The organism is Enterobacter asburiae, from assembly GCA_011754535.1.
Taxonomy (GTDB): Bacteria; Pseudomonadota; Gammaproteobacteria; order Enterobacterales; family Enterobacteriaceae; genus Enterobacter; species Enterobacter cloacae_N.
On sequence record JAAQVN010000001.1, the window covers coordinates 1543064 to 1566577 of the forward strand.

At 57.0% G+C, this 23514-nt stretch carries 19 protein-coding genes; 11 read left to right on the plus strand and 8 right to left on the minus strand.

Annotated elements, in window-relative coordinates:
- Positions 1-42: 42 nt before the first annotated feature.
- The 3 genes from glnH to rhtA all read right to left on the minus strand — a co-directional run bounded on the left by glnH (position 43) and on the right by rhtA (position 2838).
- A complete protein-coding gene (gene glnH, locus HBM95_07220) occupies positions 43-786 on the minus strand; it encodes a glutamine ABC transporter substrate-binding protein GlnH (protein NIH42719.1) in 744 nt (247 codons plus the stop codon).
- A 361-nt stretch (positions 787-1147) separates the two neighbouring features.
- Positions 1148-1651 (minus strand): DNA starvation/stationary phase protection protein Dps, encoded by a 504-nt coding sequence (dps, locus tag HBM95_07225; protein NIH42720.1) that lies wholly within the window; start codon positions 1649-1651, stop codon positions 1148-1150.
- Between the two features lie 299 nt (positions 1652-1950).
- Positions 1951-2838 carry a threonine/homoserine exporter RhtA gene (gene rhtA, locus HBM95_07230; protein NIH42721.1) on the minus strand — a complete coding sequence of 296 codons (888 nt, stop codon included), beginning with the start codon at positions 2836-2838 and terminating at the stop codon, positions 1951-1953.
- A 355-nt stretch (positions 2839-3193) separates the two neighbouring features.
- Between rhtA and ompX the strand changes: the two genes are divergently transcribed.
- Entirely contained in the window at positions 3194-3712 is a 519-nt protein-coding gene (gene ompX / locus HBM95_07235; protein NIH42722.1) for an outer membrane protein OmpX, read from the plus strand.
- 353 nt (positions 3713-4065) lie between these two features.
- On the opposite strand, the gene HBM95_07240 is transcribed toward ompX, so the two are convergent.
- On the minus strand, positions 4066-5649 hold the full coding sequence (locus tag HBM95_07240) for a phosphoethanolamine transferase (protein ID NIH42723.1): 1584 nt from the start codon (positions 5647-5649) through the stop codon (positions 4066-4068).
- A 269-nt stretch (positions 5650-5918) separates the two neighbouring features.
- On the minus strand, positions 5919-6047 hold the full coding sequence (mntS, locus tag HBM95_07245) for a manganase accumulation protein MntS (GenBank protein ID NIH42724.1): 129 nt from the start codon (positions 6045-6047) through the stop codon (positions 5919-5921).
- A 183-nt stretch (positions 6048-6230) separates the two neighbouring features.
- Here mntS and mntR point away from each other — a divergent pair, with 183 nt between their 5' ends.
- The 9 genes from mntR to HBM95_07290 all read left to right on the plus strand — a co-directional run bounded on the left by mntR (position 6231) and on the right by HBM95_07290 (position 16873).
- Positions 6231-6704, plus strand: a complete 474-nt coding sequence (gene mntR / locus HBM95_07250; GenBank protein NIH42725.1) for a manganese-binding transcriptional regulator MntR — start codon at positions 6231-6233, stop codon at positions 6702-6704.
- Entirely contained in the window at positions 6701-7810 is a 1110-nt protein-coding gene (locus HBM95_07255; protein NIH42726.1) for an anion transporter, read from the plus strand. The genes mntR and HBM95_07255 overlap by 4 nt, the downstream gene beginning before the upstream one ends.
- A 101-nt stretch (positions 7811-7911) precedes the next feature.
- A complete protein-coding gene (locus HBM95_07260; protein ID NIH42727.1) occupies positions 7912-9006 on the plus strand; it encodes an HlyD family secretion protein in 1095 nt (364 codons plus the stop codon).
- A complete protein-coding gene (locus HBM95_07265) occupies positions 9003-10574 on the plus strand; it encodes a DHA2 family efflux MFS transporter permease subunit (protein NIH42728.1) in 1572 nt (523 codons plus the stop codon). Before HBM95_07260 ends, HBM95_07265 begins: the two co-directional genes overlap by 4 nt.
- Positions 10574-12097 carry an efflux transporter outer membrane subunit gene (locus HBM95_07270; protein ID NIH42729.1) on the plus strand — a complete coding sequence of 508 codons (1524 nt, stop codon included), beginning with the start codon at positions 10574-10576 and terminating at the stop codon, positions 12095-12097. Before HBM95_07265 ends, HBM95_07270 begins: the two co-directional genes overlap by 1 nt.
- Before the next feature lie 102 nt (positions 12098-12199).
- Entirely contained in the window at positions 12200-13240 is a 1041-nt protein-coding gene (locus HBM95_07275) for an aldo/keto reductase (protein NIH42730.1), read from the plus strand.
- Between the two features lie 150 nt (positions 13241-13390).
- Positions 13391-14767, plus strand: coding sequence for a glycoside hydrolase family 1 protein (locus HBM95_07280; protein ID NIH42731.1), 1377 nt, complete (start codon positions 13391-13393; stop codon positions 14765-14767).
- 51 nt (positions 14768-14818) lie between these two features.
- Positions 14819-16141: a PTS sugar transporter subunit IIC gene (locus HBM95_07285; GenBank protein NIH42732.1), complete on the plus strand. Its 1323-nt coding sequence runs from the start codon at positions 14819-14821 to the stop codon at positions 16139-16141.
- 15 nt (positions 16142-16156) lie between these two features.
- Complete coding sequence (locus tag HBM95_07290) at positions 16157-16873, plus strand: GntR family transcriptional regulator (GenBank protein NIH42733.1); 717 nt, start codon at positions 16157-16159, stop codon at positions 16871-16873.
- A gap of 42 nt (positions 16874-16915) precedes the next feature.
- Here HBM95_07290 and ldtB read toward each other — a convergent pair whose 3' ends face one another.
- Positions 16916-17836, minus strand: a complete 921-nt coding sequence (gene ldtB / locus HBM95_07295) for a L,D-transpeptidase (GenBank protein NIH42734.1) — start codon at positions 17834-17836, stop codon at positions 16916-16918.
- Positions 17837-18058: 222 nt separating this feature from the next.
- On the opposite strand from ldtB, the gene HBM95_07300 reads away from it, so the two are divergent.
- Positions 18059-19654: an ABC-F family ATPase gene (locus HBM95_07300; GenBank protein ID NIH42735.1), complete on the plus strand. Its 1596-nt coding sequence runs from the start codon at positions 18059-18061 to the stop codon at positions 19652-19654.
- 92 nt (positions 19655-19746) lie between these two features.
- Here HBM95_07300 and HBM95_07305 read toward each other — a convergent pair whose 3' ends face one another.
- Both HBM95_07305 and HBM95_07310 read right to left on the minus strand, forming a co-directional pair.
- Positions 19747-22110, minus strand: a complete 2364-nt coding sequence (locus HBM95_07305) for a glycoside hydrolase family 31 protein (protein ID NIH42736.1) — start codon at positions 22108-22110, stop codon at positions 19747-19749.
- 17 nt (positions 22111-22127) lie between these two features.
- Positions 22128-23429: an MFS transporter gene (locus HBM95_07310; protein NIH42737.1), complete on the minus strand. Its 1302-nt coding sequence runs from the start codon at positions 23427-23429 to the stop codon at positions 22128-22130.
- Between the last annotated feature and the right edge of the window lie 85 nt (positions 23430-23514).

A 23514-nucleotide genomic window follows, 5' to 3' on the forward strand; every position in this document is an offset into this window, starting at 1 on the left:
GGCGAAAGGCCGCCCCTGAGTGAACGTCGTTTTTACGTCTTATTATTTAGGCTCGGTACCGAACCATTTTTTGTAGATCTCGTTGTAGGTGCCGTTCTCTTTCAGCGTTTTCAGCGCGCCGTTAACTTTCGTGCGCAGATCGTCGCTGCCTTTCGGGAACGCGATACCGTACTGCTGAGCTTCCAGAGAGTCGCCCACGGCTTTAAACTTGCCGTTACCTGCCGTTTTGATGAAATACAGGATGTTTGGCGTATCGTGCAGAACAGCGTCAGCACGGTTGGTGCCGAGTTCCATGTACGCGTTGTCGATGTTCGGGAACTGACGCAGGTCTTTGGTTTTAATGTTCGCTTTCGCGTAATCCACAGAACCGGTACCGCTCTTCACCGCGACCACTTTGCCGTCGAGGTCTTTCACGCTTTTAACGTCGTTATTATCGGCTTTGACCATCACCAGCAGGCCGCTCTTGTAGTAGCCGTCAGAGAAGTCGATCGCTTTTTTACGTTCTTCGGTAATGGTGATACCCGCCAGCGCCAGATCGACGTTTTTGGTTTGCAGTGCCGGGATGATGCCGCTGAAGTCCATTGGCTTCAGGGTGTAGTCCAGTTTGAGTTCTTTGGCGATAGCGGCCCACAGATCAACATCAAAACCAACGTATTTATCACCCTGCTTAAATTCAAACGGAACGAACGCCGTGTCGGTCGCCACAACCAGTTTGTCGGCAGCCTGAGAGGACACCGCAAAAGCCAGGGTAAGTGCAGCCAGTGAAACTTTTAATACAGACTTCATAGCATTTCCTTTTATATCCACGGGGCGATCCCCTGCGAGAACGACTGGCACAATGAAAAAATCGTGCCAACTTTTCAAGCTGTTGTTTTGCAAAGGGGATGGAGTCATGCATTGCACAAAAAACGTGGCAATGATGTCGTGTTGCACCAGGATGGAGCACCGTTTTGGTGCACTTCGTTTGGGTCAACTGACGGGGAGATATTTAGCGTAAATTCTGACGAAAAAACAATCTTCCATTAACGGTTGTGTGAGGTGATTATTACAATTTCTTCACTTTTGCACCGTATCAGGCAAAAACTGTGCACCATAGATGTGCAAAACCCTCACCAGAGGCGAGGGTTTGATAGAAAAGTCGTATGAATTATTCGATGTTAGATTCGATAAACCACAGGAACTGATCCAGGTCGCGGGACGCGGCGGTGAAAATGTCTGCGGTATCTTCATCTTTGGCTTCGCTAATCGCTTTGCGCACGTCATTGGCCACAATCGCGTAGCGGTCCGCCAGCTCTTTCAGGTGATCCTGAACGGTATGAATATCCAGCGGGTAGCTTTTCAGTGGCGTTTTGCTGTTGATCACCTGCGTGGTCCCAAGCGCGACACCACCCAGCTGTACGGCACGTTCAGCCATCGTATCGAGGTGTGTCACCAGTGCTGTGCGGAAGCCATCCAGCATTTCATGAACGGCAATAAAGTTTGCACCGCGCATATTCCAGTGGGCCTGTTTGGTGATCAGCGAAAGATCGATGAACTGGATCACCTGGCGATTCAGCAACTCAATGGTCGCCTTTTTGTCGCTATCCGATACATCGTTACGGGTATAAAGCAGATTAGACGCTTTCGTTTTCACCAGTTTAGCGGTACTCATAATCTCATATCCTCTTGATGTTTATGTCCCAGGTAATTACGGAACTAAGTATAGCACCGGATTTTTTCTCTGCGGTCTGGCTGTGCCTATCGGTTTAATAGCAAGAAGGAGGTTGATAATTTAATTGCTTGAAATGAATGGGTAATTTTGAAATTGATACAGATCAATCTTAATTCACCGGAAGGGGAATATGCGGGGAAGGATATTTCGATAATATGACCAGGTATGTAAGAAATTATAACGTATGAATTTGTGGCCTTTATTCTGCATGGCCGTGAAGCCATGCAGAATATATGGCATTAGCTGATGTCGATTTTCTCTACTTTGGGCTCCGGGCGCATGGTGAGCGTTGAACCCATTGACGCCGCGATAATTGAGCAGAGCGCCAGCGTCTGGGTAAACGTCAGCGTTTCGCCCAGGAACACCATCCCGGAGATCGCCGCAAGGGCGGGCTCCATGCTCATCAGGGTGCCAAATATGCGCGTCGGCAGACGCGTCAGGGCGATCATCTCCAGAGAATAGGGGAGAGCCGTTGAAAGAACAGCGACCGCCAGCCCGATGGGCATGACTGACCATTGCCAGATAGACTCCGTGGCCTGCGCCATACCGATCGGCACAAAAACGATAGCCGCAATCACGGAACCCAGGGCAACCGTTGCCGGGCCATGTTCTTCACCCGCGCGCTGCCCGGTGAGGATATAAACAGCCCAGCAGGCCCCTGCTCCCAGAGCCAGCGCTGCGCCCGTGAGATCAATCTCAGAGACATTCTGGCCGAGCGGCAGCAAGAACCATAAGCCCAGAACGGCCAGCACGACCCAGATAAAATCCACCGGACGACGGGAGGAGAAAAGCGCCACCGCCAGCGGGCCGGTAAACTCCAGCGCGACGGCGATCCCGAGCGGAATGGTCTGGATGGAGAGGTAGAACATATAGTTCATTGCCCCGAGGGAGAGACCATAAAAAAGCAGGGGAAGACGCTGCTCTTTTTTGAAGCGCAGACGCCAGGGTTTGAAAATGACCACCAGTATCGCCGTGCCCAGCACGATACGCAGGGCCGTCACCCCGGGGGCACCCACCAGAGGAAAAAGCGATTTTGCCAGCGAGGCACCGCTTTGGATAGACAACATGGCAATGAGTATGACGGCTACCGGCAACCAGACCGACGACGTGCGGGATAACCCAGGCATCCTTTCTCCTGTCAGCTAATGTCAAATGGAGTAAAGGTTGCAGTGTAAAGGAAATATACAGCTACGGTTGAGACTCTGTTGAAAAAAAAGGCCCGTGAAATCCGTAAAATGGTTAAGCGCTGGTGGATTTATCGCCTGAAAGATTAGGAATAATCTGGATGAATGTAATGGCGCAGACGCGCAATATGGGCGTTTAGTAGGAAAAATCGCATGTGATTTGAAAGAGTTAGCTGAGGTTGGAAACGTTCTGTTACAGGAAAGGCCTCATTAGACATCACGAATCACAAAGAGTTTCGCAAATTTTTTTGATATATTTAAAACTTACGGACTTACTTGAAGCACATTTGAGGTGGTTATGAAAAAAATTGCATGTCTTTCAGCACTGGCCGCTGTACTGGCTGTTTCCGCAGGTACCGCTGTAGCTGCTACTTCTACTGTAACCGGTGGTTACGCTCAGAGCGATATGCAGGGCGTGATGAACAAAACCAACGGTTTCAACCTGAAGTATCGTTACGAGCAGGATAACAACCCGCTGGGCGTGATCGGTTCTTTCACCTACACCGAGAAAGATCGTACTGAAAACGGCGCATACAACAAAGGCCAGTACTACGGTATCACCGCTGGTCCAGCTTACCGTCTGAACGACTGGGCAAGCATCTACGGTGTTGTAGGTGTTGGCTACGGTAAATTCCAGCAGACCGAAAACCAGGGTCTGAACCGCACTGCAAGCACCAGCGACTACGGCTTCTCCTATGGCGCAGGCCTGCAGTTCAACCCAATCCAGGACGTGGCTCTGGACTTCTCCTATGAGCAGAGCCGTATCCGCAACGTTGACGTTGGCACCTGGATCGCGGGCGTAGGTTACCGCTTCTAATCACTCCGGTGATGAAATAAAAAATCCGCCCAATGTGGCGGATTTTTTTTGCCTTTTCCCTCTCCCTGTGGGCTGAGGAATCCCCAGTAATTTTTAAGCAGAAGCAATAAGGTTGTTTCAGAACGATTTAAGGTTTTCAGCGACGCCCTGGCACGTTCACCGGTCATGTCCTTACAGAGTAGCAAGGAACATAAAGTGAACGGAATGACCACCGGAGCCGTAAGTTCCCCTCACCCCAGCCCTCTCCCTCAAGGGAGAGGGGGGCGTCCATGCAAACATTATTTTGTGGGGATCCCTCAGCCCTGTGGGAGAGGGCCAGGGTGAGGGCATCAGAGCGCACGAGACGGCAGAAACTACTTACTCTTAATATCAAAAATATCCGTACCCAGATGGTTGTAGTCAACTTTCTGTAACTTGAAGTTGGTAACGTACACTGGGGGCGCTTTCTTGTTGGAGATAAACGGGTAACTATTTTTTATCTCTTTGGCCTTAATCCCCGTCCACTGCGAGAAGAACTGCAGGAAATCATTCGCCGAGCGCCGCGCTTTAATAACGCGATGCGTTTTATCATCACTCGACAGCACCATAAACGGTACCTGGAAGTTCTGCTGGAACTGGTCGTCGTGCGCCAGATACTGGACTTCTTTGCCACGCTCTTTAAACGCCAGCCCGTGATCCGAGAAATAGACCACAGAGAAGCTTTCGCCCGTGTTGCGCAGCTGATCGTACAGCTTGCTGAGAAGATCGTCAGTTTGCGTCATGGTGTAGAGATAGCAAGAGGTCTCTTTTGACTGCACAAACTCCGCGTATTTCCCGCCAGTGCGATCGCAGGCCTGCGGGTGCGATCCCATCAGGTGGAGAACAATCAGCTGAGGCTGAGTGCGCGGGGTAGCAAAGACCTGCGCCGTCATCTTCAGCAGCGCCTCGTCTTTGGTGTTTTTGTCGGCTTCAAAGTCGCCGCTCTTCAGGAACTGCACTTCGTCAGCACGCTTAGCAATACTGGCGATGGCCGTGTCGTATTCGCCAATTTGCCCCTGATTGGAGAACCACCAGGTCTGAAAACCGGCGCGGTTGGCCAGCGTAACAAAATTATCCTGATACTGAGGTTTGCCATCCACCACGCGGTTCAGCGTCAGGCCGAGCGATTTCTGCGTCGAGCCGCTGGCTGCAACATAATCGGTAAACAGGGTGCCGTTGACCGAGCTGGCAAACGGCGTGTTATTCCAGTGCCCGCCGAAGGCACCCAGTGCGTCGCGACGTGCGCTCTCGCCAATCACCACCACGTAGGTATGATATTTCGGCTTAACCGCCAGCACGTTCCAGGTGTCTTTCATATTGGAAAGTTCAGCCATGCGGGCCTGCTCGTCGAGAACCTCTTTATTGTTGACAACGACGTCTTTCACGAAGCGGAAAACCGGATAGCCGATATTGATGAGCCTTAGCTTACCGTCCCAGGGAATATTCTGGATGGGGGCGACGAACGCCACGGCAAGGCTGAAGCCCAGACAGAGTATTTCGATTTTACCCCAGGATTTTTTCTCGCCCGACCGACGGCGGATGGCGATAACGCCCAACGCGAAGATGAATAACCCTACCACGTAGCTGTACCACGGGAAAATCGTCAGGATCTCCGTCGACTCTTCCATGTTGGTCGAGTGCAGCGCCAGCAGGGTATTAAAGTTTGGCGAGCCGTAGGCCTGACCAAACGGGAAATACATCGCAGCAACCAGCGAACAGACCCCCACAAACGCTTTCTGCACGCGCGGGGCACTCCTCCACAGTACGTGGAGCACACAGGTGAAAGCCACCGCATAAAGCAGGCTGAAGGGATAGCCGAGCGCAAAGTTAATCAGCAGCGACTGCAAAAAGTAAAATCCCGTCCACGGGCTTAAGGCCCGGCTGCGGGTAACGATGGTATCTATCAGGGTTACATTCATAGGTCACTATCACAAAAACGCCATGTGCTCACCCTGGCGCCAAGGGTCAAAGCCTGCCGGACAGTGCGTGGAAAGGGAATGAGAGGTCCGCTTCAGCGAGCCGCAAATTGTGCAGGGCTGCAAGAAGATAGTGCGAGCGTGAATTAAGGTCAACAGTTGCTAAACAGATGTTTTGCGAAGGGGGCTGCAAATCCGCAAAAATAATCGGGAATTGGTCAGTTTACAGCGGAAATGTGACAGAAAAATGAAGCGGCGTACCGCAACGCCGCTTAGTGGGAAGGTTTGTCGTCCTGATGCGGTTTGTTGTTAAACATATCGCACAGCATGTTCAACAGCATTAAGCGCACTTTAAAAGGAGAGTGGGTAAACACGGTCATACACCTCTTGAATTCGTTCATAAGACCTCCTGATTTTTGATCCCTTCGATCCGTGAAGGGTGACTGCATTACATACAGATATAGCACAGGCTATATTGTATAGCTATGGCTATTTCGTTAATTTTTTGTGCTTGCAGAGCTATGGTTTACAATGTGCGCTCTCGATACCGGGCGCTGGAAGCGTCACCCCACTGAGGAAGTACAATGAACCGTCGTGCAGGTAAGCCAACAATGAGGAAAACGACGCAACTGGTGAATGTTGAAGAACATGTTGAAGGTTTTCGCCAGGTCCGTGAGGCGCACCGGCGTGAACTGATTGATGATTACGTTGAGCTGATTTCCGATCTGATCCGCGAGGTCGGGGAAGCGCGTCAGGTTGATATGGCCGCCAGGCTGGGGGTTTCGCAGCCGACGGTCGCGAAAATGTTAAAACGCCTGGCCTCGGTGGGCCTTATTGAAATGATTCCCTGGCGCGGCGTGTTTCTGACGCCGGAAGGGGAGAAGCTTGCGCAGGAGAGCCGCGAGCGTCACCAGCTTGTCGAGAATTTTTTGCTGGTGCTGGGCGTCAGCCCGGAAATTGCCCGCCGGGATGCGGAAGGAATGGAGCACCACGTTAGCGAAGAGACGCTGGTGAAGTTTCGTGAGTTTACCCTTAAATATGGTCCCTCCGCTGAATGAAAATCCCTGGACTGCAGGCCCTGTCACGCGATCGTTTCTTCCATCTCTTATTAATTATTGGCGCAGCGTTAAGCCTGTTTGTGCCGTTTGCGCCACAGGCCTGGTCTGCGGCGATTGACTGGCGCACCATCATTACCCTGAGCGGGTTAATGATGCTGACCAAAGGGGTCGAGCTGAGCGGCTATTTTGACGTGCTGGGCCGTAAAATGGTGCGCCGTTTTGCCACCGAGCGCAGGCTGGCCCTGTTTATGGTGTTCTCCGCCGCAGTACTGTCAACGTTTCTGACCAACGACGTGGCGCTGTTTATCATCGTGCCCCTCACGCTCACGCTGCGTAAGCTGTGCGAGATCCCGGTCAGCCGCTTGATCATCTTTGAAGCGCTCGCCGTTAACGCGGGTTCTCTGTTGACCCCTATCGGCAACCCGCAAAATATCCTCCTCTGGGGACGTTCCGGTCTGTCGTTCGCTGCTTTTACCTGGCAGATGGCGCCTCTCGCGCTGGTGATGATGCTGTCGCTGTTGGCAGTGTGCTGGTTCGCGTTTCCGGATAAAAAGCTGCAATACCATAGCGGGACCACGGGCCCGCAGTGGCAGCCGCGGCTGGTCTGGAGCTGCCTCGGGCTGTATATCGTCTTTCTGTTCGCCCTGGAGCTGAAGTACGAGCTGGCGGGCGTCCTGCTCGTCGCTGCGGGCTTTGTCGTACTGGCACGGCGCGTGCTGGTGAGCGTGGACTGGACGCTGCTGCTGGTCTTTATGGCGATGTTTATTGATGTGCATCTTCTTATCCAGCTTCCGGTACTGCAAAACGTTCTGCACAGCGTCAGCGGCTTGTCGCAGCCGGGGCTGTGGCTGACGGCGATTGGCCTGTCGCAGTTTATCAGCAACGTGCCTGCCACCATTCTGCTGCTCAACTACGTTCCGCCGGACACGCTGCTGGCCTGGGCGGTTAACATTGGCGGGTTTGGGCTGCTGCCCGGCTCCCTGGCAAACCTGATCGCCCTGCGCATGGCCAACGACCGCCGCATCTGGTGGCGCTTCCATCTCTGGTCGATTCCGATGCTGCTCTGGGCTGCGGCGATCGGTTTCGGACTATTCCTTCTCATATAGTGCGCAATTTGTCAGTTTTTCCTGGCAAACGTATAGCAACGTCCTAGCTTTAGTGAACGGCATAGTGTGATGCCGCTCACTGACAGGACCGTTGCTGAACTATGGCTGAAGATCAAAACCCGCCTGCTGACGAGCAGGACAAAAACAATAATGAGCGTAAGCGCCCGGGCAAGAAACCGTTAATTATCCTCGGCATTGTCGTGGTGGTAATGGTCGTTGTGGCGCTGGTCTGGTGGTTTTTAACCCGTAACGAAGAGACGACCGACGACGCCTTTACCGACGGCGACGTGGTGACGATTGCCCCCAAGACGGCGGGCTACGTTACCGAGCTGCGCGTGCGCGATAACCAGCGTGTGAAAAAGGGCGACCTGCTGGTAGTCATCGATCCGCGTGATACTACCGCGCAGCGCGATCAGGCTCAGGCGCAGCTTGGGCTGGCTATCGCGCAGCTCCATCAGGCCCAGGCGCAGCTGGCGCTCTCAAAAGTGCAGTATCCCGCCCAGCGTGATGAAGCTAAAGCGCAGGTGCTGAAAGCGCAGGCCGATCTGGCGAACGCGCAGGCAGAGTACCGTCGCCAGCGCGGCGTCGACCCGCGCGCGACCACCCAGCAAAGTATTGATTCCGCGAATGCTCAGCTACGCAGCGCCCAGGCCGGTCTGGCCAGCGCCCAGGCGCAGCTGGAAGTGGCGGAGCAGGTTCAGCTGCAAATTCGACAGCAGGAGACCAACGTCGAAGCCCGCGAGCGTCAGGTCGATCAGGCCAAAGCGCAGCTGGAAACCGCCAACCTGAACCTCTCTTACACCGAAGTCCGCGCTCCGTTCGACGGCTTTGTCACCAAACGCAACGTGCAGCCCGGCACGCTGGTGCAGGCGGGCACCGCGCTGTTCTCGCTGGTTTCCCCGAACGTGTGGGTGGTGGCGAACTTTAAAGAGTCCCAGCTTGAGCGCATGAAGCCCGGCGATAAGGTCAGCGTCTCCGTGGATGCCTGGCCGGATATGGAACTTGAGGGCCATATCGACAGCATCCAGCAGGGCAGCGGTTCGCGCTTCTCCGCCTTCCCGTCGGAAAACGCCACCGGTAACTTTGTGAAGATTGTTCAGCGCGTGCCGGTAAAAATCGTCATTGATAAAGGTCTTGATCCAAGCAAGCCGCTGCCGCTGGGGCTGTCGGTTGAACCGAAGGTTACCGTGGAATGACGGATCACAGCCACGATAACTGGAAGCCCGCCAGCAATCCGTGGGCGGTGGCGATTGTCGTCACCCTGGCGGTGTTTATGGAAATTCTGGACACCACCATCGTCAACGTCGCGCTGCCGCACGTTGCGGGGTCGCTCTCGGCCAGCTATGACGAATCCACCTGGGTGCTGACCAGCTACCTGGTGGCGAACGGCATCGTGCTGCCCATCTCGGCGTTCCTGAGCCGGCTGTTTGGCCGCAAGCAGTTCTTCCTGATCTGCATCGTGATGTTTACCATCTGCTCGTTCCTGTGCGGCATTGCCACCGAGCTGTGGCAAATTATCCTGTTCCGCGTGATGCAGGGCTTCTTTGGCGGCGGGCTACAGCCCACCCAGCAGTCGGTGCTGCTCGACTACTTCAAGCCGGAGGACAGGGGCAAAGCGTTCGGGCTTTCCTCGATCGCGATTATCGTTGCGCCGGTGCTCGGCCCGACGCTGGGGGGCTGGATCACCGACAACTACTCCTGGCGCTGGGTGTTCTTTATCAACATCCCGGTGGGGATTGTCACGGTGCTGGCGATCTACCAGCTGCTGGAAGATCCGCCGTGGGAGAGCAAATCAAAAGAGAAGCTGACAATTGACTGGACAGGGATCGGCCTGATCGCCCTTGGTCTCGGTTGTTTGCAGGTGATGCTCGACCGGGGCGAGGATGACGACTGGTTCTATTCGAACTTTATCCGCACCTTCGCGGTGCTGACGCTGGTCGGCATTATCGGCGCAATCTACTGGCTGATGTATGCCAAAAAGCCAGTGGTGGATCTGCACTGCATGAAGGACCGCAACTTCGCGATCTCCAGCCTGCTGATGGCGGGGATGGCGATGATCCTCTACGGCAGCTCGGTGGTGATCCCGCAGCTGGCGCAGCAGGATCTGGGCTATACCGCCACCTGGTCCGGGCTGGTGCTCTCGCCCGGGGCGGTGCTGATTGTGTTAACCATCCCGCTGGTGCTGAAGCTGATGCCGGTGGTGCAGACGCGCTGGATCATCGCCTTTGGCTTTACCTGCCTGGCGGTGTCGTTCTTCTGGTCGCGCACGCTGACGCCGGATATCGACTTCGAAACGCTGGTGCTGTTCCGCAGCGCCCAGTCGATAGGTCTGGGGTTCCTGTTTGTGCCGCTCACCACCATCGCCTTTATCTCGATACCGAGGCGGCTCAACGCCGATGCGGCGGCGCTGTTTACCATGTTCCGCAACGTGGCGGGGTCCATAGGGATTTCGCTCTCGACGGCCGCCATCACCGAGCGCGCGCAGGCGCACAGCGCGCACCTTGCGTACCACGCCTCGCCGTTCAACGAGCAGTTCCAGCTGGCGATACGCGAGAGCGCGCAGGCTATTCAAAACTTCACCACCCAGGTGGGTGACCCTACGGGAATAGCCACCGGGAGGATGTACCAGACGATGATCGAGCAATCGCGCTTTTTGGCCTACATCGACGTCTTCACCATCCTGAGCGCGGTGGCCTTGTTACTGATTCCGTTTTGTTTGTTGCTCTCGCCGGTTAAGAGCGAGGGGAGTGCAGGAGCACATTGATGATACACAGACGTTTACACCCCCTGATGATAGTGATGCTGCTGGTGGGCTGCGCCGTCGGGCCGGACTACCAGCAGCCTGCGCCGCCCGCTGTTACGCACTGGAACGATAAGGGCGACAGCGCGGTGAAATCGCAAACCACCTCCGCCGCGACCAACCCCCGCTGGTGGAAAACCTTCGGTTCGCCGCAGCTCGACAGCCTGGTTGAGCGCGCCATCGCCGGAAACCTGACGCTGCAGCAGACGGTGCTGCGCATCGCCGGGGCGCGTGAACAGATTAACCAGGCGGGCGGGGCATTTTTCCCGTCGGTGAACGGCAATCTGCAGGCGACGCGCCAGCAGCTCGGGCTGGAAGGGGAGCTGAAATCCCACGGCGTTTACGACCAGCTGGATAATGTCGATCCTGAACTCAGAGGCGCGCTGGGGCCGCTGACGCAGCCGATTAACCTCTACCAGGGTAGCTTCGACGCCCAATGGGAAATCGACCTGTGGGGCAAGGTGCGCCGTCAGGTGGAGGCGGCGGAGGCTCAGCAGAAGGCGGCTATAGAGCAGCGTAATGACGCGCTGGTGTCGCTGGAAGCCGAAGTGGCGCGCGCGTGGCTACAGCTGCGCGGGGCGCAGAGCATTATTGCCACCCTGAATACCCAGATTAAAAGCGCCCAGCAGACGTTGGATCTGACCGAAAGCCGCCAGCGGGGCGGGCTGTCGCCGCAGATGGATGTGGAAAACGCCCGGGCGCAGCTGGGCAACCTCGAAGCGCAGTTACCGCAGTATCAGGCGCAGGAGCGCCAGGCGATGAACGGCCTGGCGATCCTGCTCGGCAAGCCGCCGGGAGCGCTGGATGCGGAACTGCAAAGCGTGCAGCCAATGCCCGCGCTGCCGGATATCGTGCAAACGGGTATTCCGTCCACGCTGGCGCGCCGCCGTCCGGACGTGCGCGAAGCGGAGGCGAACCTTCACGCCGCGACGGCGCAAATCGGCGTCTCGGTGGCGGAGCTTTTCCCGAGCTTTACGCTCTCCGGGCAGTTTGGCCTGCGCAACAGCGAAAGCAACTGGCTGACCGACTGGAGCAGCCACTTCTACAGCTTTGGGCCGCAGGTCTCCATTCCCATTTTCCAGGGCGGGCGGCTGGTCTCCAGCATCAAGGTGGCGCGCGCGCAGCAGGGGGCGGCGGTGCTGGACTATCGCCAGACGGTCCTGACCGCGCTCGGGGATGTCGAAAACGCGCTGGTGAGCTATCGCACCGACCAGCAGCGTGAAGCGGGTCTTGCAAAAACCATCGACGCCCTGAAAAACGCCTTTGATTTAGCGAGCGATAGCTACCGGCAGGGGATCGCCAGCTTTATCGACGTGCTGGACGCCCAGCGACAGCTGGCGCAGGCCGAGCAGCAGCGCGCTCAGGCGCAGGTGCAGAGTGCGCTCGATCTGGTGGCGCTCTACAAGGCGCTCGGCGGCGGCTGGGAGCCCTATCAGCAGGTGCAGCTCCCGGATTACAGCGTCTTTGGTGACGCCCCGCGCGGATAAATTCAGAGGATTGGGCAAGAAACGGACAGGAACGCCACATTCGCGATGACTGAGGGGCGGGTATAACTATCGGGTACCCAATCGACATGCGAGGATTAACTTATGCGTTATCAAAAACTGGGCAACACCGGACTGTTTGTTTCTGAACTGTGCCTCGGCACCATGACCTTCGGCGGTGAAGGCGGCATGTGGGGAAAAATTGGCCAGCTGCAGCAGAGCGAAGCCGAACAGCTGGTGGGGCGCGCGCTGGACGCGGGTATCAACTTTATCGATACCGCCGACGTCTATTCGGAAGGGCGCTCGGAGGCGATCCTCGGGCAGGCGCTGAAAAACCTCAACGTCCCGCGCGAGAATGTGGTGGTTGCCACCAAGGTGTTCGGCGAAACGGGCACCGCGGGGGTGAACTCGCGCGGCAGCTCGCGCTATCACATCATCAGCAGCGTGAAGGAGAGCCTGCGCCGCATGCAGCTGGATCATATCGATCTCTACCAGCTTCACGGCTTTGACCCCGCAACGCCGATTGAAGAGACGCTCTATGCGCTGGATAACCTGGTGCAGCACGGTCACGTGCGCTACATCGGCGTCTCGAACTGGGCGGCGTGGCAGATAGCCAAAGCGCTCGGGATTTCCGAGCGTCTGGGGCTGGCGCGTTTTGCGTCATTGCAGGCCTACTACACCATCGCCGGGCGCGATCTTGAGCGCGAGCTGGTACCGATGATGCAGAGCGAAGGCGTCGGGCTGATGGTCTGGAGCCCGCTGGCGGGTGGCCTGCTGAGCGGAAAATATGGCCGCGACGGGACGAGCGAAACCGGAGGCCGCCGTCTGGAGTTCGACTTCCCGCCGGTGAATAAAGACCGCGCCTTCGACTGCGTGGACGTGATGCGCACGATTGCCGAAAGCAAGGGCGTCTCCGTCGCGCAAATCGCCCTGGCGTGGCTGCTGCATCAGAAAGTCGTGACCAGCGTGATTATTGGTGCGAAACGTGTCGATCAGCTGGACGACAACATCGCCGCGACTGGGATCCGCTTAAGCGAAGACGAGCTTAAGCAGCTTGATGCGGTGAGCGCGCTGCCGCGCGAATACCCGGGCTGGATGCTGGAGCGCCAGGGCGAATATCGTCGTAACCAGCTCGCGCAGCAGTAACCTTCCTTTTCCCCGGTGACGCTTCGCTTACCGGGGCTTTTTTTCCGCATCGCTCACAAAAAATGATCCTCCTCTTTGATCGCCATTTTATCTTCGACTATATGACTAGTCATGAATATTTAAATGACTAGTCATATAGGGAGAGAGAGCATGAACAAATCGCTGCCGGCCAATTTTTTATGGGGCAACTCGGTATCCAGCATGCAGACGGAAGGGGCCTGGAACGAGGGCGGGAAGGGCATGTCGGTGTACGACATTCGCGAAGCCGGGGAAAACATCTCCGACTGGAAAGTGGCGACCGATTCGTACCATCGCTACCGGGAAGATTTTGACCTGATGCAGGATCTGGGCATGAACTGCTACCGCTTCCAGATCTCCTGGAGCCGCGTGTGTCCGCAGGGTGACGGCGCGTTCAACGACGAAGGCATCGCGTTTTACGACCGCTTTATTGACGATCTGATCGCCCGCGGCATCGAGCCGATGATCTGCCTGTACCACTTCGATATGCCGCTGGCGCTGGCGCAGGAGTACAACGGCTTCAACGACCGCCGCGTGATGGACGCCTTTATCCGCTACGGCAAAAAGATGATCGACTGCTTCGGCGACCGGGTGAAGTACTGGCTGACCTTCAACGAGCAGAACATCTTCCATATGCCGGAAGCCTTCCGCATTTCCGGCTACATGAAAGGCGAGAAAACCTTGCGCGAGCTCTACGAGTTGCAGCATCACACCATGGTGGCGCACATGGCGCTGACCGAGTATCTGCACCAGACCAAACCGGGCAAGCTAATGGGCGGCATGCTGGCGCACCAGCTGATCTACCCGGCCACCTGCAAACCGCGCGATATCTTCTGCGCCCAGCAGTACGACGAGTTCCTCAACCAGAACCTGCTGCGCGTCTTTGCCGGGCAGGGCTACAGCCCGGCGGTGATGGCGGTGGTGGAGCAGGAGGGTTTTGGTGATATCTATCGCGCCGAGGATTTAGCACTTCTCGCGCGTACCAGAAACGACTATATGGCCTTCAGCTACTACGCCAGCAAAACGCTGGACAGCGATGCGATCCCGGAAGGCACGCCGGTGAACTATTACCTCCTGCACGGCGAGAAAAACAACCCGTACCTGAAGGCCACCGAGTGGAACTGGCAGATCGATCCGCTGGGCTTTCGCACCATCATCACCCGCTACGCCAACGACTGGCGGATGCCGGTATTCCCGATCGAGAACGGTATCGGGGTGATTGAGTCCTGGGACGGCGTGAACCCGATCGAGGACACCTACCGCATCGACTACCACCGGGCGCATATCGACGCGATGAAGGCGGCGATGTTCGAGGACGGGGCGGAGGTGATCGGTTACCTCGGCTGGGGCTTAATCGACATTCTCAGCTCCCAGGGCGACATGCGTAAGCGCTACGGCGTGGTCTACGTCAACCGGGAAAACCACGACCTGAAAGACCTGAAACGCGTGCCGAAGAAGAGCTACGCGTGGTTAAAACAGGTTATTCATACCAACGGACGCGAGATGTAAGCCGTACGCTGCCGGGCCGTTTTTGTGACTGATTGATGGGAACTATCCGCTATGTCTGAAGCAAAAATAACACCGCACATGCAGTCCTTTGTCGATAAATTTGTTGAGTTCTCGGCGCGCCTGGCAAACCAGGTGCACCTGCGCTCCCTGCGCGACGCCTTCGCCACGGTGATGCCCATTTTCATCCTCGCCGGTCTGGCGGTGCTGGTGAACAACGTGGTGTTTCCGTGGATTTTTCACGGCGAGACGCTCGTGCAGTTTAAGGTGTGGGGCGAGGCGATTATCAACGGCACGCTGAACATCGCCGCGCTGCTGCTGGCCCCGATGATTGCCTGGTCGCTGGCGCGCAACAAAGATTTCGACAATCCGGTCTCGGCAGTGGTTATCGCCGTCAGCAGCTTCATCATCATGATGCCGATGCGCCTGCAGCTTACGCCCGTCGGTAGCGACGCCGTGGTGAACGTCACCCAGGTACTGACGTTCGCCAACATTGGCTCAACCGGGATTTTCGCCGGGGTGCTGATTGGGCTGCTCTCAACGGAACTGTTTATCGCTATTTCGCGCCTGAAGGCGTTGCACATTTCGCTGGGTGAGAACGTGCCGCCGGCGGTGAGCAAATCCTTTACCGCGCTGATCCCAACCATTCTTACATTGTCGGTGTTCGCCGTGCTGGCGGCGCTGCTGGCAAACGTTCTGCACACGGACCTGATCCATCTCATTACGACCTTTATCCAGCAGCCACTGCGGCTGATCAACACCAGCCTGCCGGGGACGATTTTCATCTACAGCTTCGGTAACTTTCTGTTCACCCTCGGTATTCATCAGTCAGTCGTTAACAGCGTGGTGCTGGAGCCGTTCCTGCTGATCAACACCAACGAGAACATGCTGGCCTTCGCCAACGGTCAACCCATCCCGCATATCATCAACAACATTTTCGTGCCGACGTTTGGCATGGTGGGCGGCACGGGCAGCACCATCTCGCTACTGATCGCCATCTTTATCTTCTCCCGACAAAAGTCGGCGAAGCAGGTGGCGCGTCTGTCGCTGGCACCGGGTCTGTTCAACATCAACGAGCCGGTGATTTTCGGCCTGCCGATCGTGTTTAACCTGCCGCTGATGATCCCGTTTGTGCTGCTGCCCGCCATCGGCATTTACTTCGCCTGGCTCTGTACCACGCTGGGATTAATGTCGCGCTGCGTGGTGATGATCCCGTGGACCACTCCGCCAATTCTCAGCGCCTGGCTGGCGACGGCGGGGGACTGGCGCGCAGTGGTGGTGCAGTTGGCAATCATCGTATTTGGTGTATTCTTCTACCTGCCTTTCCTCAAGATTGCCGAGAGAGTGGCGATGAAAAACAGCGGGATAGAAAACTAACTGAAAGGAAGGACGATGGCGGCGAAGTACATCACCATAGCGCGGGAAATTAAAAAACGCATCATCAGCCAGCAGTACGCCGCCAATGAACCGCTGCCGGACCAGTTTGCGCTGGCGGCGGAGTTCAGCACCAGCCGGATGACCATTCAGCAGGCGATGCGCCAGCTGATCGTCGAAGGTCTGGTCTATACCCGCCAGGGACAGGGAACGTTTATCCGCAAAAATTTCCTTCAACTCTCGCAGTGGGATCTCTCCGGCAGCGACTACTTCGGCGCCACCAAAACCTGGGAACATCTGGGGACGGTGACCAGCCAGGTGGTGCACTTCGAACTGCGCTTCCCGAACGAGAAAGAGCAGGCGTCGCTGATGATTAACGCCGATGCGCCTGTCTATGACTTTACCCGCCTGCGCTTACTAAACGGTGAACCCATGTCGCTGGATTCCACGGTAATGCCGATGAATCTGGTGCCCGGCCTGACGAAAAGCCATCTTGAAGGTTCGGTGTTCCAGTACGTTCAGGAGACGCTGGGGCTGAAAATTATGGGATCGTACCGGGTGGTGAGGGCGCTAAAGCCAAACGCGCTGGACAGAGAGCATCTGGTCTGCGAGCAGACCGATCCGGTGCTGGAAGTGGAGCAGGTGATTTATCTGGAGGACGGCACAGCGCTGGAGTATGCCCACTGCCACTATCGCTACGACCACGGCGGGATCGTGATCGTGAATAACGGGTAAAAAAAAGCGGGCATCGAAGCCCGCTTTTTTAATTTTTCTCTGTTAATTCAAACGAACCGGCATACCGGAGCGGTTTTGAATCGCCTGGTCGACGATGGTGGTTTCCACGTCAGGCTGAGAGGTCACGGACTGCACCGCGCTGTTCAGCGTAATCGGTACGATTTCGTTGTTATTAATCTGGTCTTCGCTGGTGGACAGCGGGTTGTGCACTTCAATGTAGCGGCTGCCGTCTGGCTCAGAGGTCGCTTTCACCGGTTCGTTGATGAACTGAACGCGCGTGCCGACCGGCACGTTTTCAAACAGGAACTTAATGTCGTCGTTACGCAGGCGCACGCAGCCGTGGCTTACGCGCAGGCCGATACCGAAGTTGGCGTTGGTGCCGTGGATAGCGTACAGGCGGCCAATGTACAGCGCGTACAGACCCATTGGGTTATCCGGGCCGGCTGGCACAACGGCGGGCAGCGGTTCGCCCGCAGCGATGTATTCCGCGTGCATTTTGGCGGTTGGGGTCCAGGTTGGGCCCGCTTTCTTACGCTCGACTTTGGTGGTCCAGTTCAGCGGGGTGTCTTTGCCCAGTTGGCCGATACCGATTGGCAGCACGATAACGGTGTTGGTGCCTTTCGGGTAGTAATACAGACGCATTTCGGCGCTGTTGATTACGATACCTTCATGAACGGTATCCGGCAGGATCAGCTGCTGAGGAATATTCAGCACGGTACCCGCTTTTGGCAGATACGGGTCAACGCCCGGGTTCGCTTCCAGCATGTTAGACAGGCCCAACTGGTACTGTGCGGCGAAATACTCCAGCGGCTGAGTGTTACCCTCAGGTACCGTCACTACCTGATTTTGACCCACCAGACGGCTTCCGTCGGTCGGCAGGGGATACGTTACCGCAGACGCGGTCTTACAAAAACCTACTACGGCTAACGCCGCCGCAAAAAGCGTTGTTAATTTCATGTTCATGTTGTGCGAGGTATCTAAGCCATTCTGGCGATGAGTTGATAAGTCTGAATCTGTGATGGGAGCGCATTATATGTGCATTCCCGCTAACAGGGAATTCAGATGTGTACGAAATCACATTTTTTTCGATTTTGTTAAAGTTTAGTGGATTGCCGCAACACGGGATCTCAATTCGGAATTGTGGCATAATGCCGTGTTTATCACACTTTTCGCAGGAATCTCCCCGTGTTAGTTACCAGCAACGTCACTATGCAGTTTGGCAGTAAGCCGCTGTTCGAAAACATTTCCGTCAAATTTGGCGGCGGCAACCGTTACGGCCTGATTGGCGCCAACGGTAGCGGAAAATCCACCTTCATGAAGATCCTCGGCGGCGATCTGGAGCCAACGCTCGGCAACGTGTCGCTCGACCCTAACGAGCGCATCGGTAAGCTGCGTCAGGATCAGTTCGCCTTTGAAGAGTTCACCGTGCTGGACACCGTGATCATGGGGCACGCGGAGCTGTGGGAAGTGAAGCAGGAGCGCGATCGCATCTACGCGCTGGCCGAAATGAGCGAAGAAGACGGCTATAAAGTGGCCGATCTGGAAACGCAGTACGGCGAAATGGACGGTTATTCTGCGGAAGCGCGTGCGGGCGAGCTGCTGCTGGGCGTAGGCATTCCGGTTGAACAGCATTACGGTCCGATGAGCGAAGTCGCCCCAGGCTGGAAGCTGCGCGTGCTGCTGGCACAGGCGCTGTTCTCTAACCCGGACATCCTGCTGCTCGACGAACCGACGAACAACCTGGACATCGACACCATCCGCTGGCTGGAGCAGACGCTGAACGACCGCGACAGCACTATGATCATCATCTCGCATGACCGTCACTTCCTGAACATGGTCTGTACGCACATGGCGGATCTGGACTACGGTGAGCTGCGCGTTTACCCGGGCAACTACGACGAGTACATGACGGCGGCCACCCAGGCGCGTGAGCGTCTGCTGGCGGACAACGCCAAGAAGAAAGCGCAGATTGCGGACCTGCAGTCCTTCGTCAGCCGCTTCAGTGCCAACGCCTCTAAGTCGCGTCAGGCGACCTCACGTGCGCGTCAGATTGATAAAATCAAGCTGGAAGAAGTTAAAGCCTCCAGTCGTCAGAACCCGTTCATCCGCTTCGAGCAGGACAAGAAGCTGTTCCGTAACGCGCTGGAAGTGGAAGCCCTTACCAAAGGCTTTGATGAAGGCCCGCTGTTTAAAAACTTCAACCTGCTGCTGGAAGTGGGCGAGAAGATTGCCATCCTCGGCGCCAACGGCGTGGGTAAATCCACACTGCTGAAAACCCTGGTCGGCGAACTGCAGCCGGACAACGGCACCGTGAAATGGTCCGAGAACGCGCAGATTGGCTACTACGCGCAGGACCATGAGTACGAGTTCGAAAACGACCTCACCGTCTTCGACTGGATGAGCCAGTGGAAGCAGGAAGGCGACGACGAGCAGGCGGTGCGCAGCATTCTGGGGCGTCTGCTGTTCAGCCAGGACGACATCAAAAAGCCGGCCAAAGTGCTCTCCGGTGGCGAGAAAGGCCGCATGCTGTTCGGCAAGCTGATGATGGAAAAACCGAATATCCTGGTGATGGACGAACCGACTAACCACCTGGATATGGAATCTATCGAATCGCTGAACATGGCGCTGGAGATGTATCAGGGCACCCTGATCTTCGTCTCTCACGACCGTGAGTTCGTCAGCTCGCTGGCGACCCGCGTGATCGAAATTACGCCAGAGCGCGTGGTGGACTTCACCGGTAATTACGAAGATTACCTGCGCAGTAAAGGTATCGAGAGTTAAAAAAATAGCCGGGTAGCGGCTTCGCCTTACCCGGCCTACGTTCTATTCCCTCTCCCTGTGGGAGAGGGTTAGGGTGAGGGCATCAGGCCGCACTACACCACCCACTCGCCCCCTTCAACCCCGTTCACGAGCAGCTTACGTTTTTCCCCTACAGGCAACGACACCTTCAGCGCTTTCCACGCCGGACGATAATCCCCGCGCGCGTTGATCTTCAGGTTGATGGTTGCGCCATCGCACACCATTTCCCATTCCACCCATAGCGCATTGCCGTTCTGATAGCCCCAGCTTTCGCCGTCGTCTTCAAACAGCAGCCCGGAGGTGGTGCCGACACCCTTCACCGGGAACAGCTGCAGCTCGCGGGTGCTGTCTTCATCCGCGCTCACGTGACGGATGCGCTCACTGAGCGACAGACCGGCCCCGGCGCGCACCAGCAGCGGCAGTTTTTCCAGCGGCGCGTCGAGAACGATCGACTGGCCGCCCGCATACCACGCGTGGGTGTAAAAATCGTACCAGCCGGTGGCGTTATCCGGGAGCCAGACGCGGCGCTCGCGCTGCCCGGCTTCGACCACGCTGGCGACCAGCAGATCGCGGCCCAGCAGGAAGTCATCGCACTCTACGAAGGTCTGCACATCGTGCTCGTGGTCGAGGAAGGTCGGGCGCAGCATCGGCTCGTCGTCGGCGTGCGCCTGCCAGAGCAGGGTGTAGAGGTACGGGAGCAGGCGGTAGCGCAGCTCAATCGCGCCGCGAATAGCAGGAGTCACGCCTGGATACATCCACGGCTCGTTCACCGTGTGGTCATCGTTCCATGAGTGAATGGTAAAGCGCGGATGCATCACGCCGTTCTGCACCCAGCGCACGAACAGTTCGGCGTCCGGCTTATCCCCGGAGAAACCACCCACGTCGTGGCCGACGTTGAACAGCCCGGACAGGCTCATGCCCAGCCCCATGCGGATGTTATAGCGCAGGGTGTCCCAGTTGGTGCGGTTATCGCCGCTCCAGGTCTGAACGTAGCGCTGCATCCCGGCGCAGCCGGAGCGGGAGATGAGATACGGACGTTTCTCCGGCGCAAAGCGCTGCTGCGCTTCCAGCGAGGCGCGCATCATCAGCAGCGGCATTACCGGGCGAATGTGCTTGATGGCGATCTCCTTGCCGAAGCCAAAGCAGCGCGCTTCCCCGTCCCACACTTCATATTCGTTGTTGTCGTTCCAGGTGGAGTCGATGCCCATCTCCAGCAGTTGGGTAGTGACGCCGTTCTGCCACCACTTCACCGTCTGCGGGTTGGTAAAGTCGAGGTGCGAGCCTTCGTCATCCCAGAAGCTTGAACGTTCTGGTGCATCAGTTTCTGAATCACGAATGAACAGGCCGCTCTCCGCCACTTCGTTATAGCGCGGATGGTCCTGCAGCAGGCACGGCTTGATGTTGGCCGCAAGCTTCAGCCCCGCGTCGTGGAAGGCCTGACTCATCACCTTCGGCTGCGGCACCTTGTCATAGTTCCAGTTGAAGACGTAGCGCTTGCCGTTGATGGAGGTATAGCCGGAGGAGAGCTGGAACGAGTCGCACGGAATGGCGTGCTCTTCGCACAGGCGGATAAAGTTCATCAGCTGGTTCTGGGCGTCCGGCGCGTCGGTGTAGTGCATGGTTGAGCCGCTGTAGCCCAGGCTCCATTTTGGCCCAAACAGCGTTTTCCCGGTCAGGCGCACGAAGGCTTTGGTGACGTCCAGCACGCGCCTGCCGGTAAAAATGTAGTAATCGATATCGCCCGCTTCCGCCTGCCAGCGGCGGTAGGCAGTGTGGTAGTTGTCGATCTCGTTGCCCAGATCCAGCCAGCAGCTGCTCAGGTTGTCGTAGAACAGGCCGTAGCTCACGTCGTCGCGGCGGGCGATAGTGAACGGAATATGCTTGTAGAGCGGGTCGGTGCTGGTCGCGTTGTACCCCATTGCATCGAGGTTGCGCATCTCATAGCGCTTGCCGTTGCGCTGCAGATCGCCCGCTTTCTCGCCCAGGCCGTAGAAACGCTCGTCCTTGCGACGGCTGAGGTAGTGCGCCACGCCGTCGCCGTGGGCGTTCAGCAGGTAGGCGCTGGTCGGACGGTCATTAACCAGCGGCTGCCATTCGCCCGCCTCATTGCGGTAGTGCCACTCCATCCATAGCGGCTGGTGGACGGTCACGCGCAGCTGCTCCGTTGCCACCGTAACGGCATCATCCTGCTGCGTCAGCGTCCAGGCCGGGCAGGAGAAACCGCTTATATCGTCACGACGACGGCCTTCCCACGGCACGTCTTTTTCCGGCGCGATGCTCCAGGTGCGGTCCAGCGCCAGCTCGCCTTTGCGCTTAATCAGCACGCGGAACAGGTTCTCTTCCAGAACATACAGGCACAGGCGGTGCTGGTTATCGACCAGCAATTCCAGATGGTTTGCCGACTGCTTATCTACGGTCCAGTTTTTCAGGGTTTTCATATGCAATACATCCACTATCAGGCGCGCTTGGCGCGACGTTCAGCAATAAATGCTACCAGGAAGACAGCGCCAATCAGGTCAAAGAAGCCCATGGCAATAAAGAGCGGGTTAAAGCCGATTTTGTCGGCGGTCACACCGATTAACAGCGAGAACAGGAAGCTGGCGATCCACGCCGCCGAGCCGCGCATGCCGTTGACGGTCGCCATCTGGCCTTTGTCGAACGACTCCACGACCAGGGCGCTCAGCATGCAGGAGATGATCTGGTGCCCGAAGCCGCCGATGGAGATCAGCACGATGGTGATATACGGGTCGCGGGTAATGGCGACGATGGCCAGCGAGATCATCAGGAACGCGCCGGTGACGGAGCTTGCCACCACCGAGTTTACGCGGGAGCAGCCGAACCAGCGGGTGTAGAGGCGCGTCAGGTAGCCGCTCGCCACGCTGCCGAGGTCAGCGGCGAGGAAGGGCAGCCAGGCAAACATCGCAATCTGCTTCAGATCCATGCCGTGCTCTTTGGCGAGGTACAGCGGCACCCAGAAGCTCAGCACGGCCCAGGCCGGTTCCGCCATAAAGGCCGGAATGGCGATACCGTAGAAGCGTTTGTTTTTCGAGACGGTTTTCAGCGCGGTCAGAAACGGCAGTTTCACCGCGGGCGGTTCGTTATCCTGCTTGATAAACGCCAGCTCGTCCTTGCTCAGGTTCGGGTGCTGCTCCGGGTTGTGGTAAAACGCCCACCACAGGATCACCCACAGCAGCGCCAGCACGCCGGTAAACATAAACGCGCCCTGCCAGCCGAACGAGGCGTGAGCAAAGTAGATGATAGGCGGAGCCAGCATCGCGCCGATGGAGAAGCCCACGCCCGCCCAGCCGGCGGCAACGGGGCGCTCTGATTTCGGGAACCATTCGCCGATGGTTTTGGCGTTCGCCGGGGTGGCGGCGGCCTCAGAGGCCCCCATAAAGAAGCGCAGAATCGCCAGGTGCAGCCAGCTTCCGGCGCCTGCGTGGAATATACACATCAGCGCCCAGATCCCGGCGCAGACCATAAAGCCAATCTTCAGGCCGATAACGTCAATCAGCCAGCCGCACAGGGGCTGGAAAATGGTGTAGGCGATCTGGAACGCGCCGACGATCCAGGAGTACTGCTCGGTGGTGATCCCCAGGCTCTCTTTCAGTTCCGGGGCGAGGATCCCGAGCGAGTTACGGGTGATGTAGTTAACGGTGACGCCAAGTAAGAACAGCACCAGTACGTACCAGCGCAGGTTCTTGATGACGCGACGGGTTTTGCTTGTCGCAACGGTGTTATTGATGTCCTGACTCATTTTACTCTCCACAAGACGGACGGTAGGGGGACGGAGGTTCAGGTGTCACACAGATTTTTATGCCTTTGATTTCTATCCGTTTAAA